Source organism: Candidatus Leptofilum sp., assembly GCF_965223285.1.
In the GTDB taxonomy this organism is placed as follows: domain Bacteria; phylum Chloroflexota; class Anaerolineae; order Promineifilales; family Promineifilaceae; genus Leptofilum.
In genome coordinates this window covers 5,937,743-5,954,853 of record NZ_OZ244997.1, presented here as the reverse complement: position 1 = coordinate 5,954,853, position 17,111 = coordinate 5,937,743, and the positions used below count along the sequence as shown (strand labels likewise).

At 54.6% G+C, this 17,111-nt stretch carries 13 protein-coding genes; 1 reads left to right on the top strand and 12 read right to left on the bottom strand.

Annotated features, from left to right (window positions below):
- Positions 1-12 precede the first annotated feature (12 nt).
- The 11 genes from ACOQPU_RS26635 to ACOQPU_RS26585 form a co-directional block, all read right to left on the bottom strand.
- Positions 13-2,625, bottom strand: coding sequence for a tetratricopeptide repeat protein (locus ACOQPU_RS26635; RefSeq protein ID WP_420642860.1), 2,613 nt, complete (start codon positions 2,623-2,625; stop codon positions 13-15).
- 186 nt (positions 2,626-2,811) lie between these two features.
- Positions 2,812-3,726 (bottom strand): hypothetical protein, encoded by a 915-nt coding sequence (locus tag ACOQPU_RS26630; protein WP_420642859.1) that lies wholly within the window; start codon positions 3,724-3,726, stop codon positions 2,812-2,814.
- 123 nt (positions 3,727-3,849) lie between these two features.
- Positions 3,850-4,695: a hypothetical protein gene (locus ACOQPU_RS26625; RefSeq protein WP_420642858.1), complete on the bottom strand. Its 846-nt coding sequence runs from the start codon at positions 4,693-4,695 to the stop codon at positions 3,850-3,852.
- 42 nt (positions 4,696-4,737) lie between these two features.
- Positions 4,738-5,385, bottom strand: a complete 648-nt coding sequence (locus ACOQPU_RS26620) for an ABC transporter substrate-binding protein (protein WP_420642857.1) — start codon at positions 5,383-5,385, stop codon at positions 4,738-4,740.
- A gap of 19 nt (positions 5,386-5,404) precedes the next feature.
- Positions 5,405-6,544 (bottom strand): endolytic transglycosylase MltG, encoded by a 1,140-nt coding sequence (gene mltG, locus ACOQPU_RS26615; protein ID WP_420642856.1) that lies wholly within the window; start codon positions 6,542-6,544, stop codon positions 5,405-5,407.
- Between the two features lie 146 nt (positions 6,545-6,690).
- Positions 6,691-7,122 carry a Holliday junction resolvase RuvX gene (ruvX, locus tag ACOQPU_RS26610; RefSeq protein WP_420642855.1) on the bottom strand — a complete coding sequence of 144 codons (432 nt, stop codon included), beginning with the start codon at positions 7,120-7,122 and terminating at the stop codon, positions 6,691-6,693.
- Positions 7,119-7,673, bottom strand: a complete 555-nt coding sequence (locus ACOQPU_RS26605) for an NUDIX hydrolase (RefSeq protein WP_420642854.1) — start codon at positions 7,671-7,673, stop codon at positions 7,119-7,121. Before ACOQPU_RS26605 ends, ruvX begins: the two co-directional genes overlap by 4 nt.
- Positions 7,674-7,797: 124 nt before the next feature.
- Positions 7,798-9,429, bottom strand: a complete 1,632-nt coding sequence (locus ACOQPU_RS26600; protein ID WP_420642853.1) for a baseplate J/gp47 family protein — start codon at positions 9,427-9,429, stop codon at positions 7,798-7,800.
- A gap of 14 nt (positions 9,430-9,443) precedes the next feature.
- Positions 9,444-12,128, bottom strand: a complete 2,685-nt coding sequence (alaS, locus tag ACOQPU_RS26595; RefSeq protein ID WP_420642852.1) for an alanine--tRNA ligase — start codon at positions 12,126-12,128, stop codon at positions 9,444-9,446.
- A 242-nt stretch (positions 12,129-12,370) separates the two neighbouring features.
- A complete protein-coding gene (locus tag ACOQPU_RS26590; protein ID WP_420642851.1) occupies positions 12,371-13,504 on the bottom strand; it encodes a DPP IV N-terminal domain-containing protein in 1,134 nt (377 codons plus the stop codon).
- Positions 13,505-13,533: 29 nt separating this feature from the next.
- Positions 13,534-14,517, bottom strand: coding sequence for a lipoate--protein ligase (locus ACOQPU_RS26585; protein WP_420642850.1), 984 nt, complete (start codon positions 14,515-14,517; stop codon positions 13,534-13,536).
- Between the two features lie 176 nt (positions 14,518-14,693).
- On the opposite strand from ACOQPU_RS26585, the gene ACOQPU_RS26580 reads away from it, so the two are divergent.
- On the top strand, positions 14,694-15,785 hold the full coding sequence (locus ACOQPU_RS26580; RefSeq protein WP_420642849.1) for a response regulator: 1,092 nt from the start codon (positions 14,694-14,696) through the stop codon (positions 15,783-15,785).
- 1 nt (position 15,786) lies between these two features.
- Here ACOQPU_RS26580 and ACOQPU_RS26575 read toward each other — a convergent pair whose 3' ends face one another.
- Entirely contained in the window at positions 15,787-17,013 is a 1,227-nt protein-coding gene (locus ACOQPU_RS26575; protein WP_420642848.1) for a peptidoglycan DD-metalloendopeptidase family protein, read from the bottom strand.
- Positions 17,014-17,111 lie beyond the last annotated feature (98 nt).

Sequence of the window (17,111 nt, the reverse complement as noted above, 5' to 3'; positions counted from 1 at the left end):
CCAGCCGCGGCACTATCTGCCGTACAAAAAGTCGTAAATGACAAAGCCAACAAAAATGCGCTCGATGTAGAGGCGGGTTTCGGGGAAGTTGACCGTTTCAACGAATAGATCGAGGTCGCCGCCAGCCGCATTGTACCAGCGAGCGGCGTTGCCGGGGCCGCCGTTGTAGGCAGCCAAGGCGGCGTGGGCGTGGCCGTCGAAGCTGTTAAGCTGCTGGCTTAGGTAAAATGCACCAAAATTTAGCCCCACATACGGCTTGTACAAATCCTCGTTTACAAAGTTCGGCCAGTTAAGCAGGTTGGCGATGTATGCGCCCGTGTCTGGAATGACCTGACTCAACCCTTGCGCGGCAGCGCCAGAGCGGGCAAAGCTCTCGAACAAGCTCTCTTGCCGCACCAGGCTGAATTGCAGGCGGGGGTCAAACTCATATTGCTCGGCCAATGGCAAGATGAGATCAGCATAGTAGACCGGGTAGGCAAGCTGCCCGATGAATTTAGGTGCTTCAAAGACGCTCTGCCCGGACAAATTGAGCACGCTGGAGGTTGCCAAAATGGAGGAGCGGTAGAGGCCGATGTCGCGGAAGTAGAGGGCAAGCTGATAGCTCAAAAGCGCATCATCGGCTACAGAAACACGCAAATTCTCGAATTCGGCTTTGGCAGCTTCCAACAAGCCTGCATTCCACAGCTTTTGGCCCACAATCAGCCGGGGATCGCCTGCAAGCGTGGCACTAAGCTGGCTGACCGGGGCGTCTTCATCCAGCAGCAGCCAATCTCGCAGCCACATTTCAGCGTCTGCCTGCAAACTTTCCTGCTCGAAGGGAGTTGGCGGGAAGAAACGGCCGTTGCCCACAAACGCCTCATCCCCAGCAGCCAATCCCTCCGCCCGCAACCAATAATAATCCACCCGCCGATTGGTGAGCAGCAGCCGCTGCGCGTCGCTGGCAATTTCGTCGGGATCAATGGTGGGAACGGCCGCTTCCGGTTCGCTAGGTGCAAGCGTTCCCGTTGGTGTTGGCTCGACAGTGGCATCTGGATCGGGCGTGGCGGTGGGAGTTGGCGCATAATTGGGCAGCGTGCGCTGGAGCCAGAGTACGCCTGCGCCACCGTACTCGGTTTGTGGGTAATTTAAGATGAGTTGATGCCAGCGATCCAGAGCAGTTTCCACATCCCCCGCTTCATTCGCCAACCGACCCGCCAAAAACAAACTTTCCGCAGACTCATCAAATTCCGGGTAGTTATTGCCGAGCAGCGTGTAGAGGGAAACGGCCGTATCCACATCCCCCAAATTTGCGGCCGCATTGGCCCCGCGCCATGCCGCCAGCGGCGCATCGGCTCCGTCGGGAAACTGCGTTAAATAATCTTGATAAAGCGACAAAGCAGCAGCCCAATTTCCAGCACGGGCGCGCAAATTGGCTTCTTCAAATAGTCCAGCGGCGGGTTCCAGCGTGGCGTACTGCGCCAGGGCAACCAACGCCGCTGCGCCGTTGCCCAACGCTTCGTAGCTCCAGGCAATGTAAAGATGGGTATCGGCAGGATAGTCGTCCGGGCGGATGGCGATGACCCGCTCAAAGGCAGCGATAGCGGGCTGGTACGATTGGGCGTGGAAGTTGACAATGCCGCGCTGATACTCGTCCACAATGACGCCAGCCTCTACCAACTGCACCAGTCCCAGGTACGATTCGTAAGCGCGAGGATATTGCGTAAGGCCGATGCGGAAACGGCCGTACGCCGCCTCCGTATCTTCTATGGCCAGATAAGCCATCCCTGCCAGGTAGTTCATCTGACCTTTGGTGAATTCGGTGCGGGCCAGGTTGCGGATGGCGTCGTATTGGGTGATGGCTTCGGTGAAACGGCCGTTTTCCACGTAAAGCTGAGCCAACTGCTGCCGGTTGGCCACTTCTTTCAGCCGCTGGGCGGGGGCCTCTACCGCTGCCTCATAGGCGGCTATCACCAAAGCAGTTTCGCCATTGGCCGCATAGATTTCGGCCAGCAGCGGCTCCACGTAGGCGGCCATGTCGGGGTTTTGCCCCAAATAAAATTGGTAGGCAGCAATGGCCGATTGGCTATCTCCCAATGCGGCGTGAAGCTGCCCCAGCCGCAAATCAACGTCAGTGGGCACAGAGTCTGGGAATTGAATTGCCAAATCATCAAAAGCAGCAATAGCTTCGGCGAAACGGCCGTCTGCCTGCAAGGCCACCCCCAACTGATACAAAATGTACATCTGCTGCGAGGCTGTGTAGCTTTCCTGGATTTGCTTGGCGGCGGTCAGATTTTCGACAGCGGCGGCAAAATCGCCATTGTATAGCTGTGTTTCTGCCAGCGTCAAGCGAATTTGTGGCGCAGGAGACGGGGTTGGCGAAGGCAGCGGGGTCACGGTGGGCAAAGGTGTGACGGTGGGGATGGTGGCAACCGCCGTTCCCACTGCCTCTTCTGCCTGATTGGGCTGCGGGGTTGGTGGGGGCAAGGATGGCACCCCAGATGCCAGTGTTGGGGTCGGTTGGATGGCTAAATCCGCTGTCGGTTCAGGCACCTTGCTCGTCGCCGGAGTGGATTCACCACAGGCAATCAGCACTAGCATAATGACTACAACCAGCCCAGCGTACCATAAATGTCGCGCTTTTCGCATGGAAAAAGGGTATTCAGACAGGATAAAAAGTGAAATAGGCAGCAATGAAAAGTGAGAACTTTCTCACTTTTCACGGATGGAGCAAAGCATTGTCATTGAATTTCACGCAGAGGCGCGAAGCCATACATTTTTCCTTTTGCACCTTCGCGTCTTTGCATGAGGTAATCAATCTGCCTAACCAGTTGTTTATGCTCTATCCTCTTTTGCTTCCCGTTCTTCAATCTCTTCCAGTGCCTCTTCTACTGCCTCCTCAATAGCTTCTTCGTCCAGCTCCTTACGGGTCATCAAATCCCAGCCAAGATAAAGCAGCGAAAATTGGAGGAAACCCAGCCAGGCAAAAAGGACCTGCAAACCCAATTTGATATTGCCCACCTGTGCCTGGATCGTACTTTGGGTTGTGCCTAGCGTCGTGTTGATATTTTGCACCAGCCCAATGTACTCACCTAGCAGCGGGTCTACTTCGGCGACACGGCCGTTTATTACCGCCAAATCATCCGAAACTGCGTAGATGTTCTCAGATACCGCACTCAGGTTTTCGTTAGCGGCCGTCAGGCTCGGTTCCAGTTCGCGCAGGCGATCCGGGAAGCCATCCAGACTGCTGCCCAAGCCAGACACTGTTTCATCAAAGGGAACGGTAGGCTGATAGTTCACACCCAAATCGTAATTCAGCTCAAAACCAAAAATTTCTTCTTCAATTTTGAAGGCATTCAGCGTCAGCAACGTGTCGTCAATAACGCCAGCCACTTCAGCCACGGCCGGGATGGCACCTTGCACTGATTCGATACTGTCCGGCGCATCTTCTCCGGTAATTTGGGCTACCTCTTCAAGCAGTGGCTGGGTGTCCTCAATTGTTTTGGCCAGGGAATCGGCCGTTTCTTCAACCGTCACCAGGCTGGCATTCACGTCGCCAATGGTGCCTCGCGCCAGAGCTAACGTATCTTCCACCGTTGCCATACTGTCACCTGTCAGCCCCAGCGTGTCGTCTACTAGCTTAACGGCCGCATCAACAACGCGGCCGCTATACAGAATGCCACCAACACTCAGCAAAACGCCAATCAAGCCAATGACCAACAGCACAAATCCCGAAATTCTACGAAACATTTCCCTCTTCCTCCTCTTGATGAGGAGTAGCCATCCTCAGATGCCGGTCGCATATTACGACTACGTTCAGCACAAGCCTGAGGATGCTCTCTCCTCGATTGCAAAGATATAATTGAGACAGTCTTATGTATTTGGCTCCCGCCGCCCGGTCACCAATTCCCAACCTAAATACAAGGGTGCAATTTGGGTTAACGCCAGCCAAACCATCCCAACCGTGATGCCATTCTTTGCGCGATCAGACTCTTCCCGAATTTGGGCACGCATCTGGCGAGTGCTGTCGTTGATGTCGGTGACCATCACCAGATATTCATCTAAAATGGGGTCGAATTCGTTGATACGGCCGTTTACCGTCTCCAAATCATCTGCCAGCGTTTTTATGTCCTGGCTCACTGTTTCCAGATTGTCGCTGGTGACCGTGATGTACGCTTCCATGGCGCGTAGGCTCTCGGGAATCCCCTCCAACCCCTCGCTCAACTCACGCACCGACTGGTCGAACGGTATTTCTGGCTCGTAATCAATACCTAAATCATACTCAATATTCAGGCCAAAAATTTCCTCGTCAATACGGAAGCTGTTCAGCGTCACCAGCGTGCGATCAATCACCCCGGCCACTTGCTCCAAACTAGGGAACGCTTCCTGGATTGTCTCTAGATTATTGGGAACCTGATCCGAAGCAACGACAGCGATTTGGCCGAGCAACGGCCGTGTGTCGGACACTGTTTCTGCAAGATTTTCGGCGGTGGTTCCGGCCGTGTTCACCACCGTGTTTACATCCGCAATGCTGCTTTTGGCTAGCAGCAGCGTCTCCGACACAATATCCAGGCTATCTGACGTTTGTGCAAGGGTTTGCGTAAAGCTGGCGGCTACCCGATCCACTAGCTGATGCCCCAATCGCGCCCCAATAAATGAAAAAACAATGCCGCCCAGGGCAATGATCAGCAGCAAAATACCCATAAATCGCCGAAACATATTCAACTCTCTTATTCACAATTTGTTTAAAGCAAACCGCTCTCAAGGCTGATAGACCGTTCCCGCCAGCCCATCGTATTTTAATGCAGCGAGCGCATTTGTCACGGAATCGCGGGAGATTGCACCGCTTTCTGTTTCGCCTTCGGCCATTGCCTGGAAGATTAGCTGCATGGCGTCGTAGGTAGCAGCCGCGTAGGGGCCAGCAGTCTCATCGAAAGGGGTGACGGCATTGTATGCTTCATGAAATTCTGTTGGCAACAGGGAAGGGTCTTGCGAGGTGAAGGGGGTGTCACCTAGCGGCAGCAAGGGGACGCCTGCCTCGGCGTAGATAGCCTGGGCAACGGCCGTTGTTTCCCCAATACCATGCCCAATCACTGCTACCACCGCGGGATCAATTGCAAGAGATGCGGCCGTTTCCTGCGCCAACTGCACATCACCACCATCATCCAACGCCACCAAAGCAACGCGATAGTCACCAATGCCGCCCGCTTCATTAATCTCCCGCACCGCCAGCCGTGCCGAGTAAATTGCGTCGTACCCTAGCTCTCTTTGCGCCCCCTCAAATGGAGCCACCAGCCCGATTTTCACCACTGGTTGGACGCTAGCACAGGCCGTCAGGACAGTAAACAATAAGCAGTAAACAGTAATAAGTGACCAGTGGCCAATAACTGAAAATCGATTACCGATCACTGAATACTGATTTCTGACATCAGCGACATCGCTGCACATTGGCCAAATGCTCCTCATACGTGATGCTAAAAGCGTGGCTACCGGCAACGGCCGCTTCGCAATCGGCCACAAAAAAGATGAACTCCGTCTGGGTAGGGAAGGCCACCGCCTCTAGTGAAGATAGGCTAGGGTTGGCAATGGGGCCAGGCGGCAAACCGGCATAGCGGTAGGTGTTGTAGGGCGAATCCAGCTCTAAATCCTCCAGCCAAAGCGGTGACTTCCACCAGCTATCGCTTTCTGGCTGGTAGCCCAGCGGGTACTGCACCGTGGGGTCTGCCTCCAGCTTCATCCCCTGCCCCAGCCGATTGTAAAAGACGCCCGCGATGATCGGCCGTTCGGTTGCCACTACCGCTTCCCGCTCCACAATTGCTGCCAGCGTGACGGCTTGGTGAATGGACAAGCCTTGCGCCTGAAACCCTTGCTGCATTTGCGGCGTCACCCGCCCTTCAAAGGTTCGCAGCATCAAATCCATCAAATAGACTGCATCCGCCTCGGGTGGCAAACGGTACGTGTCCGGGAACAGAAAACCTTCCAGCGTGGCGGTTTCTGGCAAAGTGGCCAAAAATGGGTACGGGCTGAGGTCAAACACTACCTGTCGCTGGACAATCGCTAAAAATTGGTTGGCATCGACGTTGGCTGTGGGGTTTTCCGCCAGGTAATCTGCCATTTGCTCCAGACGCCAACCTTCAACAAAACGCACAGTTTCTTCCTGCACCACCGCTTCGGTCAGTGTAGCTGCAATTTGGGGGATGGTTTGCTGGGGGTCAATAATGTATTCGCCCGCTTCCAGTTGGGCATCCAACCCGTGAAAGCGCAGGTAGTTGAGAAATAGCTCCGTGTTGTTTAGCAGCCCCGCCGCCGCCAAATTAGCCGCAATCGTATCGGCGGATTCGCCAGTGGCGATGGTAAATGGCGCAGGCGTAAAGCCATTGCCCGCTGGCTGCTCCAATTCATCTGCGTTGGCGGTGAGGTAGGTTTGTAGGTAAATATCGCGAGCTTGCAGGGAACGGCCGTTTCCCGTCACATCATCCCCCAGCCACCTAAAATAAAAAAGTAGCCCTGCCGACAAACAGGCCGTGAGTACCACCAACAGCAGCAGTGCCCGCGCCGTGCAGCCCAACCTGCGCCGCTGGCGGCTCTGGGGTGACTCCTGATAAGGGTCTCTGCGGCGTACCTTTTGCGTGCTAATAACTCACCTCAAATATTTGTAGCCGCGGATTCTTTCCGCGCCACAGATACGCGGAAAGAATCCGCGGCTACAGCTTGTTACGTTCGATGGGCATCCAAGTAACTCTGCAAAATGAAAGCGGCAGCCACAGCATCTACCTGCTGACGCGCTTTTTTGCCGCGCGTACCGCGCTGACGCAGGCTTTCCTCAGCGTGAACGGTCGTAAAGCTCTCATCCCAATACTGAATGGGCACCTCACACTGCTCGCTGAACTCGGCGATGTAGTTACGAATCCAAACGGCCGTATCGCTATCTTCACCCTCGCTTGTAGTGGGCAAGCCCACTAGCAGCAGCGTTACCTGCTGCTCGGCCATGATTTGCCGGTAGCGAGCAAAATCTTCTTCGCGGGATTTGCGCTTCACCACACCATAGGATTTGGCAATTGTTCGCGTCGGGTCGCTGATCGCCACGCCAATGCGCTTGCTGCCCAAATCCAGCGCCATGACACGGCCAGGGTACGTTTCGCTCATGAGCCCAGTTCCCCCAAAGCGTGGAGTGCAAAAAAGAGGGCACTTTGCTGCACAGAATCTACAATTTCTCCAGCAAAGAGCAACCGCTTTGCTTCGGCGATGGGCAGCTTGAGCAGCTCCATCTCTTCGTGAGCATCCCAGGTGGGAACGGCCGTTTCCACCACCCCCGTCGCCAAAAAGTAATAGGCGTGGCAGCTCATCCGCGCCGGATCCGGCGAGCCGCTGCCGATGAGCTGCATCTCAGCACAGTCGCAGCCAGTTTCTTCCAGCAGTTCGCGCCGTGCCGCTGCCAGCGGGGATTCGCCATCGTCAATGAGGCCGCCTGGCGTTTCTAGCAGGGTTTGCACCACCCCATGCCGATAAATTCGCACAAACACAATCTCGCCCACCGCCGTAACGGGCACAATGTTCACGTAGTCGCTGCTTTCCATGATGTAGTACGGGTCGATGAGACGGCCATTGCCCATCTCGCAGGTATCCGCCCGCACGGCAATCCACTCATTTCTGAGCAAATATTCTGAGTTCAATACTTTCCAATCTAGCTGATGCATATTTTTTTGCCACAGAGAACACAGAGAAATTTGAGATTATTCTGCGACCTTTTCATTGTCTGGATTACGGCCGTTCTGACTTGCCGTTTTGCCTACGATTTACGAGTGAAGTTTGCATACTCCCTCATGGCTCAACCACCGTCTGAATGCGCGTCGTCAGGTAAGGGACGCGATCAAACCAAAGGGGCCAAACGTCTAGCCTGGGAACGGCGCGAAGCGGAAGGTTTTCATAAAGGTACGCTGCGGCCGTTTCGGGAGATTGTCCGGTAACGGCCGTAATCGGGCCATCTAACGCCAAATTCGCCGCCACGATGCCTTCACCAATCATAGAAAAGGTTACCCGACCCGCCTCATCCACCGCCACCACGTTACCGCTGCGAAAGCGGATGCTGTCTGGCACCAGCGTAAAACCATCTGGCACGGCTTGCCCCAATGAATCAAATGCCAATCCAGAAGCAACGGTGGTGTCAACGGCCGTTCCTTGCAATTCTGCTCTCATCACCAACGTCAGTTCGGCCGTTGGCTCCCCCACATCGTGCGAAAATGTCTCGTCCAAGATGGTGACCACACGCACGGCATCTTTCGATAAAAATTCCCGCTCGGTAAGCTGTGCTTCCATGTTGGCCAACGCCACTGCTTCCAGAAATTGCAGCACCTGCGCCCGTAACCGCTCCTGATCTTCTGGGGTCACAGCGGCCGTTTCTCGCACAGCCCCGCCGCTCATCGGCTCCAAATTACGCACTTCCACCTGCAAATCTAGTGCGCCCTGCACCCGGTTTACCAAATTGGCCACTACGTTGCCTTCTGGCCCCGGTTGCTCGGCAATTACGTCCACTTCGGCCGTGCTGCCCACCGCCCCACCTAGCGTCACCTCTTCCACCGTCTGGAAAGCGATATTGCTGCCGTCAGACGTGCTGACGCGCGTGCCAGCCGGAACGGTGACGGCTTGGGCTAGCTGATTCACAAATAGCACGGTGCCACGGGCTGGCGCATCTGGCAGTTCCACAATGCCTGTGGTGGCGACGCTGGTTTGCCATGATTCAGTCGTGGCGAGCAGCCGCGCCGGGACAGTGTTTAGGGCATAATCTACAATCTCAACCGCCGGATCAGCAACCACTGGACGTTCTACCTGAACGGATTCCGTTTCCGGCTGCAAGGTTATGGTAGCACCGGGGATGGCGTAGGTAAAAGCGGCATATAAAATCGCCAGGGTAATACAGAAAAGGAAAATTGCTGCGTAGCGCACCAGCCACAGCCGCAAGGTGGACTTAGGCTGTAACCGTCGGCTGGCTTCTTGGCGGTCGGCGGGGTCTAGCGAGGGATACGGCCGTTGCGCCAAACTCCTTGGCGTTCCCAACACTGCTTCCCACTCACCGACGCCCACGGTAGGCAGCCCCACCTGCTCACGTCGTTTGCGTCCGCGCCACCAACCTCGGCGGCTGTTCTCAGCAACATCCACCGATGGGAAAACGGGCAGCCCAATGGCCCGTGCCTGCCGGGAGATCGGCACATCGGGCGTCACCAGCCCCACTTCCAGCCGCTGCCTATCGGCAAAACGACGCAAGCGCACCAAATCAAGCCCCTCACGCAGCACACCGCCATCATCCGGTAGAACCAGCAACGCCTGCTGCATCTCTGCCCAGGTCAAGCGATCACAAATGGAGATGATGTCGTCTGATTCGTCGAGGTGGATTATCTGCATAAAAGGAGAAGGGGAGATTGGAGATTGGAGATTAAAAACAGACTCAATCTCCAATCTCTAATCTCCTTTTACTCAAGTGCCGCTTTAATTAGGCTCGGTACCAGTGCCAACGCTTCGGGCAATTTGGAGGCATCTTTGCCACCTGCCTGGGCCATGTCGGGGCGACCACCACCACCGCCACCAACCGTCTTGGCAACTTCGCGCACGATGTCGCCAGCCTTGATGCCGCGCGGAATCAAATCTTTGGTAACGGCCGCAATGATGATTGGTTTGCCATTGTTGACGGTAGCCAGAACGGCCGTACCCGACCCCACATTGTCCCGGAACCGATCGGCCATCTGGCGCAAGCCATCCACCGGTACGCCCTCAACCTGAGCTGTGAGCAGCTTCACGCCCGCCACTTCTTGGGTTTGCGCCATAATCGAATCGAACTGGAAGGCCGCCAGCCGCTGCTGCATCTGCTCAACGCGCTTTTGCGCAGCTTTTTGCTCCGCCTGCAACGTTTCAATGCGGGACTCCAGCTCAGAAACCGGCACGTTTAGCTGTCCCGCCAGTCGGTCCAGCAAGTTCAGCCGCTCGGCGATGAGCTGCCGCGCAGAACGCCCCGTTACTGCTTCCACGCGGCGCACCCCGGCCGAAACTGCGCCTTCGCTGGTGAAGCGGAACAGGCCAATGTCGTTGGTTTCGGCAACGTGCAGGCCGCCGCACAGCTCAAAGCTGTACGGCTTCTCGCCTTCGTATCCAATTTGTACAGTACGCACAATATCACCATACTTCTCGCCAAAGAGTGCCATTGCCCCCTGACCGATGGCCTCTTTTTGTCCCATGTATTCAATCTCAACAGGATAATTGGCCAAAATCGCATCATTGATCTTGCTTTCAATTTCGGCTAATGTCTCACTGTTGACGCCGCTTTCGTGGGTAAAGTCGAAGCGCAAACGGTCTGGGGCGACGAGCGATCCCGCCTGAGTAACGTGCGTCCCCAGCCGGTCGCGCAATTCCTGATGCAAAATGTGGGTGGCGGTGTGGTTACGGCGAATATCACTGCGGCGAATATCATCCACTTGCAGGTGAACTGGCTGGTTCAGCCTAAACTCGCCCTGAACCACCTTGCCCACCTGCACCACCAGGCCGTTGAGCGGCTGGCGCGTATCGTCTACCCGAAAGATTGCGTCGCCGTCTAGCCCCAAAATCTGACCCGTGTCGCTGACCTCACCACCGGATTCCACGTAAAAGTTGGAAACGGCCGTTACCATCTCCACCTTATCTCCTTTCTTTACGGACTCAACCAGTTTGCCCTCGCGAATGAGACCCACAATTTCAGACTCGGTCTCTGCACCCAAATACGGATCGTACTCCACGCCGGCTTCCAGTTGGCCGCTAGTTTGGAGGGTTGTTAGGAGACGGCCGTAAACACCCGTCTCGGCGCTGTATTCACCAAATGCGCCCTTGCCGCTGGCAATAGCGTGAGCCTCTCGCGCCTCGTTGTACCCCTTTTCATCAACGGTGAAGCCGCGCTCCTGCACCACGTCGCGAGTAATCTCCAGCGGCAGGCCGTGCGTGGCGTACAGATCAAACGCCACCTCGCCAGAAATCTCCTTTTCGCCCTTCTCATTTAGCTCTGCCACCACATCATGAAGCTGAACCAAGGCTGATTCCAGCGTGCGGGCAAACCTCTTTTCTTCCTGCGTCAGGGTACGCAGCACGTGCTCCTCACGCAGATTCAGTTCCGGGTACGCTTCGCCCATCTGCTGGATGTATACCTTGGCAACTTCTGCCAAAAATGGCCCGGTGAAGCCAATGCTGTAGCCAAAGCGCACCGCCCGCCGGATAATCATACGCAGCACGTAGCCGGCGCCGGTGCTGCCGGGGCGCACCCCATCGGCAATGAGCAGCGTGGCCGCCCGTCCATGATCCGCAATGACGCGGTAGCCAACCAGATGCTCCTGGCGCAGCGCGTCGCTGTGGCCAAGCAGTTCCTGCACCCTATCCAGCACGCCGCTGAACAGATCGGTGTCGTAATTGTTGTCTTTCCACTGCATGATGCGTACCACGCGCTCCAATCCTAACCCGGTATCTACCGAGGGCTTGGGCAGCGGGGTCAGGCTGCCGTCTTTTTCCCGGTTGAACTGCATGAAAACGAGATTCCAAAATTCCAGGAACTCTTCGTCATCGTCGGCGTTGAGCCGGGACGGATCGCAGGTTTCCATGTCGCCCATGTAGTAGAACATTTCGGAGTTAGGGCCACAGGGGCCGGTTTCACCCATCTCCCAAAAGTTGTCTTTTTTGCCAAAGCGCAAGATTTTTTCGGCAGGCAGATACCGCTGCCACAGCTCAAATGATTCGTCATCATCCGTATAAATGGTGGCCCAGAGCCGCTCTTCTTCTAGCTCTAAAACGCCCGTCACAAATTGCCAGGCATAATCTATGGCTTCTTTTTTGAAGTAATCGCCAAAGGAGAAGTTGCCCATCATCTCAAAAAAGGTGTGATGGCGCGGCGAGGGGCCAACGTTTTCCAGATCGTTGTGCTTGCCCTGTACGCGCATCACTTTTTGGGCGGTAGCGGCACGGGTGTACGGCCGTTTCTCGCGCCCCAAAAAGACATCTACAAATTGGTTCATCCCGGCGTTGGTAAATAACAGCGTAGGATTGTCATATTGCGGCAGCGGCGCACTGGCAACCACCTCATGCTGCTGCTCACTAAAATAATCTAAAAATGCTTGGCGAATCTCGTTACTGGTTGTGGGTCTCATGTCCTCTCCGTTTTTCATTTATGGGCAATGTGCCGGCACATTGCCCATAAATGGAATTTTACCGTAGCAACAAAAAACCGCCAGACTGTTACAGGCTCAGTCTGGCGGCTAACGTGCTGCGCTTAAATTGTGGTGAAAACTCAGGCGGCAGCAAGCACCAGACTATTTGTCTGGGCGGCTGCGGCGGCACTACTGCGCATTTGAGTCATCACAAAAACCATCATGGGGCAAATAGTAGCAAATCAGTTCTGGGGTGTCAACGGCAAAATGATTGGCTCACCGCCGGTGACGAGGATGACGCTTTCGTCAGCTTCATACCAACCCGCAAGCTGAGCATCGTCAAATTGCTGGATGATTTCGGCCGTCCCAAACGCATCCCCAAATTGATAGATGGTTACGCTAGGGCCAAACATCCCTTCCGACTCCGCGATGAGCTGGTTGGTGGTTTGGGAGTAGAGCATGGTGAACGGCCGTACTGGTGGCAACGGCTCTCCGTTATTCGTTGTTGGCACAATCGTCTCACTGCCATCAGCCGCTACGATACCAAATGGCGCATCTGCATAAAGCAAGTAACCAGAGTCGCCCAGCCAAAGCGGCGCATCCCCAATCCAGCCACTGCTGGCGTAAACGCCATTGGCAACGTGCGCATTGCCGGAGTCACCAGCAGCATCTGTTATGAACAGGTTGTTATCGCGCAGGTAAGCAATCTGGGTGCCATCAGGCGACCAGGAGAAGTAAGGCTCAATATCTTCTACCAGTACCGTTTGATTTTCGGGGCCGCGCATGAGCACTAAGTCAAAGCTTTGCCCGTTATGGATAGCGACGGCCACGGAAGGCGGGCCATCCATCATGGTCAAAGGGGTAGCAGCCGCCCGACCAACCTGCTCCGCCCAGATTTCATCCTCCCCACTTGCAAAATTGTACAGGTGTAAATTTGTCACGGATTGCTGATTGGCGGTGGGTTCCCAAAAGGTGCCACCATACGCGAGCCAGCCTTTGTCATAGCCAAAAAAGATTTCCACCTCAACTGGCAGTGGCTGTGGGGCTACTTCTCCTTCTTCCAACATGAGAACGGGCTGCCCGAAGTTCCCCGATCCGTAGGGCAGCCAGACCAAATCTGGCACGTCTGGCGTTAGTGGCACCGGCGTGGCGGTCGGTGGCTCTGGCTCCGGTGTTGGTGGCATTGGGGTGGGCGGTATTGTAGCTGGCAGTGGTATATCGGTAGGCTGTGGCGGAACGGCCGTTGCCGTGGGCACAACTTCGGCTGCCGCGTCGGCTGCTGCAGTGGGCGCCGGAGTAGGAACGGCCGTTGGCCGAGCAGTGCGGCCACAACCCAGCAAAAACAAGGCAACCAATAACCAGAGCACTCTTTTCATCTCAAAAAATCCCTTTGCCCCTTTCCCAATCAAACCAGAAGATTAAGGAGAGCTTCTTTTTCCAATGCGCCAAAGTACGGTTCCAAATCTGTATCTGCCAAGGCATTTTGAATGGCGTCTCGGTCATACCGCAAGCCAATGAGCCGCATTTCTAGCTCTGCCACATCTCGGCGACCATCAAAATCGCCATAAATTTTGATTTCCTGAATGCGCCCTTTCTCCACTTCAATGCGGGCATCCACTTTGCCCACGGGCAGTTGCTCGCTTTTTTGAATGTTGAAAGCCGGGGAACGGCCGTAATTCCACTCCCATGTTTTATACCTTTGTGCTGCAATCTCATGAATCTGCTCCCAATCAGCCTCCGTTAGCGTGAAAAGCGGAATATTTTGCGAGCCAAAAATGCCAAGCAACAGCTTCTGCCGAAAGGTGACAATATTCATATCTTCAGACAAATGCTCGCGAATGTTGGTCACAAAAGAGCGAATAGATTGCACCGCCTTCGATTCAATTATCATTTGGCGGGGATTGATCGCCCGCAGCATCGTTTCTAAATTTGTATCGAACAAAATGGTGCCATGACTAAACATGCGCCCCATGGCAGCGTATTGAGCGTTGCCAGAAATCTTTTTGCCAGCCACAAAGAGATCGCTTTTACCTTGCAGAGCTGCATCCACCCCCAACTGGTGCAGCACGTCCACAACTGGGCGGGTGAATTTTTCAAAGTTGTGTAGATCCCGCTTACCTTGCGTAATGAAGCTGAAATTTAGATTACCCAAATCATGGTAAACAGCTCCGCCGCCGGAAAGTCGCCGCACCACGTAAATATTGTTTTCGCGTACAAAATCTGGGTCGATTTCCTCAATGCTGTTTTGGTTTCTGCCCATTATGACAGAAGGGGCATTGATGTAAAAGAGAAGCAGCGGTTCTTCAGTTTGTACATTACGCAGCAAATGCTCTTCAATAGCCAAATTTAGCCGGGGATCGGTAATTTCCTTGTTATCAACAAATCGCATCGTTCAGTTCCTTTTGGATGGATTTTCTTTGGGTGACGTGATTTTAACGACTCCCTCACGTTTTCGCTATTCCTGCGCGGTAAAACGGCCGTTAGTTGGGATGTTTTCCCTATTGTTGCCACCGCAATTTTTTTTGTAAGCTACCCCTATTGCTGCCAACAGGAAAATATCAAAAGATGGCTAAATTACTAATTGTAGATGACGATCCATTTATCACCGAATCCTTAAAACTTGGGCTGGGTGAACGCGGGCACGAAGTGTTTGCCGGGCACAACGGCCGTGAGGGTGTTCAACTGGTCAATGATTTAACACCAGACCTGGTCATCATAGACATGACCATGCCCATCATGGATGGGCTGGAAGCGACCCAACAAATTCGACAAAGCTCCAATGTGCCCATCATCATGCTCACCGCAGAAACGGATGAAGAGGATGTGGTGGAAGCTCTGGAAACAGGTGTGGATGAATATTTAGGCAAACCTTTCCGGCTTAACGAGTTAGCTGCCCGCGTTCAGGCACTCATTCGGCGGCACAATTGGGCCAGCGGTAATTCTGTATCCGATGTCAACCGGATCAAGCAAGATTTGATGGCCACAATGACGCATGAGCTGCGCACCCCCATCGCCGCCATTCTCAATACGCTGGAAATTGTTTTTGCCTCGGCTCAGCAAGATAATTTACAGTCCCAACTGCGCTTTCTGGAGCGCGTGCAGCAAAACACCCATGCCCTGAACCGACTGGTAGAAGATTTGTTGCTTTTGGGGCAGATTGACGCAGGTTTAGAGATTTTGAGACGGCCGTTCCCTCTGCGCAGTGAGCTACAAAGAAATATCGAAGAGCAACGCGTTGATTTAGCCAAACGGGGCTTAACCGTGTGCAATCAGATTCCGGAAGAGCTAGAAATCAACGGGGACACGAACAAATTGCGGCATCTTTTTTACCACCTGCTAGATAACGCCATCAAGTTTAGCCAAGACGGACAGCAAATTCGCGTGTGGGCCAAGACCAATCAAAAAGGGGATGTGCAGCTTGTGGTGGCAGACCAGGGCATTGGCATAGACCCTGACAAACACGGCCGTATTTTTGAGCGTTTCTTCCAAATCGACAGCGGAGACAATCGCAGCTACGGCGGGTTGGGGATTGGTCTCACGCTGGCCAAAGCAGTTGCCGAGGCGCATGATGGGCACATTTGCGTAAGCAGCGAGCCAGATACGGGCAGCCAATTTATTCTCACCCTGCCCACTGCCGAAGCGGATTGGACCGTGTAGCTTAATTTTGTTCGGTGGGAACGGCCGTTGGCGTCATTTCTGGCGTTGGCGGTGTCTCCACGGTTGGTGTAGGCGTTTTGTAAGGCTCCGTCACCATTTCCACAGTCGTTAGTTCCCCAGCCACCACTTCCACCGACTGCCGATATTCCACGCCCTGCAACTTCACGTACAAGGTATATTCCCCTGGTTTCACATCTGCAAACAAAAAGTTTTCTGCCAACAGTTCATCTGGGTTGATGAGGTTTTGCGGATCGCCCTGGTAGCTGTAGGTGTTGATGAACTGCGGCTCATCTTCGCTGGCATCAATGAGCGTGACTGTGATACCCTGCCACGGTCGTCCTTGCGGATCGATCAGCCGCCCAGCCACCACACCTCGCGTGGGACCGGGGTGAATCCACAACATCGGGTTGCGAGTGCTGCCAAACTCGTTGGTGCCGACGCGGACTTCCAAATGCAGATGGGGCACAATAGCCGCCCCCCCAACCCCAACTTCGGCAATCGGTTGGCCTTGTTCAACGCGCTGCCCTACGTCTACAGCCAAACCCAGCACATGCCCGTACAGTACGTAAATTGGCTGATCTTGCCACGTTTGATCAAGCTCCAACACCACTAACTGCCCGTACCAGTTGCACCGCCAGCCATAAAGTGCTTGTTCATCAGATTGTGAGACAACGACAGTGCCGTCGGCCACGGCCAAGACGGGCATTCCTAGCTCGCCAGCAATGTCGATGCCATTGTGCAGCAGGTAACGGCCGTTGCCATCCGAGCCATACGGAAACGTTTTGTTGATAATGGTGCGCCCACCGCCAGGCACGGGCTTAATAAAGTCAAAATGCGCCATCGGGTCCCCGGCTGGCGCAGGCCAAGGGGTGACGGCCAAGAAGTTGCGCGTATACTCTGGTCTAACCGGTGATTCTTCTGGGCAGCGGCGGTTGATAGGAACGGCCGTTGCTGTCGGTGTCTCAGTTGGCGTCGGCGTGGCTGTATTCGTTTGCGTAGGCGGCGGTGTCAACGTCGGCGGCACGGTGGCTGTCGCTGAAGACGTCCAAGTGACTGTTGGCGAAGGAATGAGCGTGGCACTGGGGATGGTTGTGGACGGTAGCTCCGTCGCCGCAGCCGCCAAAGAGATAGACGCCTCGGCATTAGCTGGTTCTGTGGTAGTAGCTTGTTGGCAGCTGCTCCCCAAAACCATCAGCAGCAGGCTCAATGCAAAAAATAGTCGTTTCATAATGCTCCAATCACAATTTCATTGGGCAATTGTCGCTGAGGGTGAAACGGCCGTCAAATGAGACAATTCTCAAGTTCGGCCGTTGCAATAGATTTCGG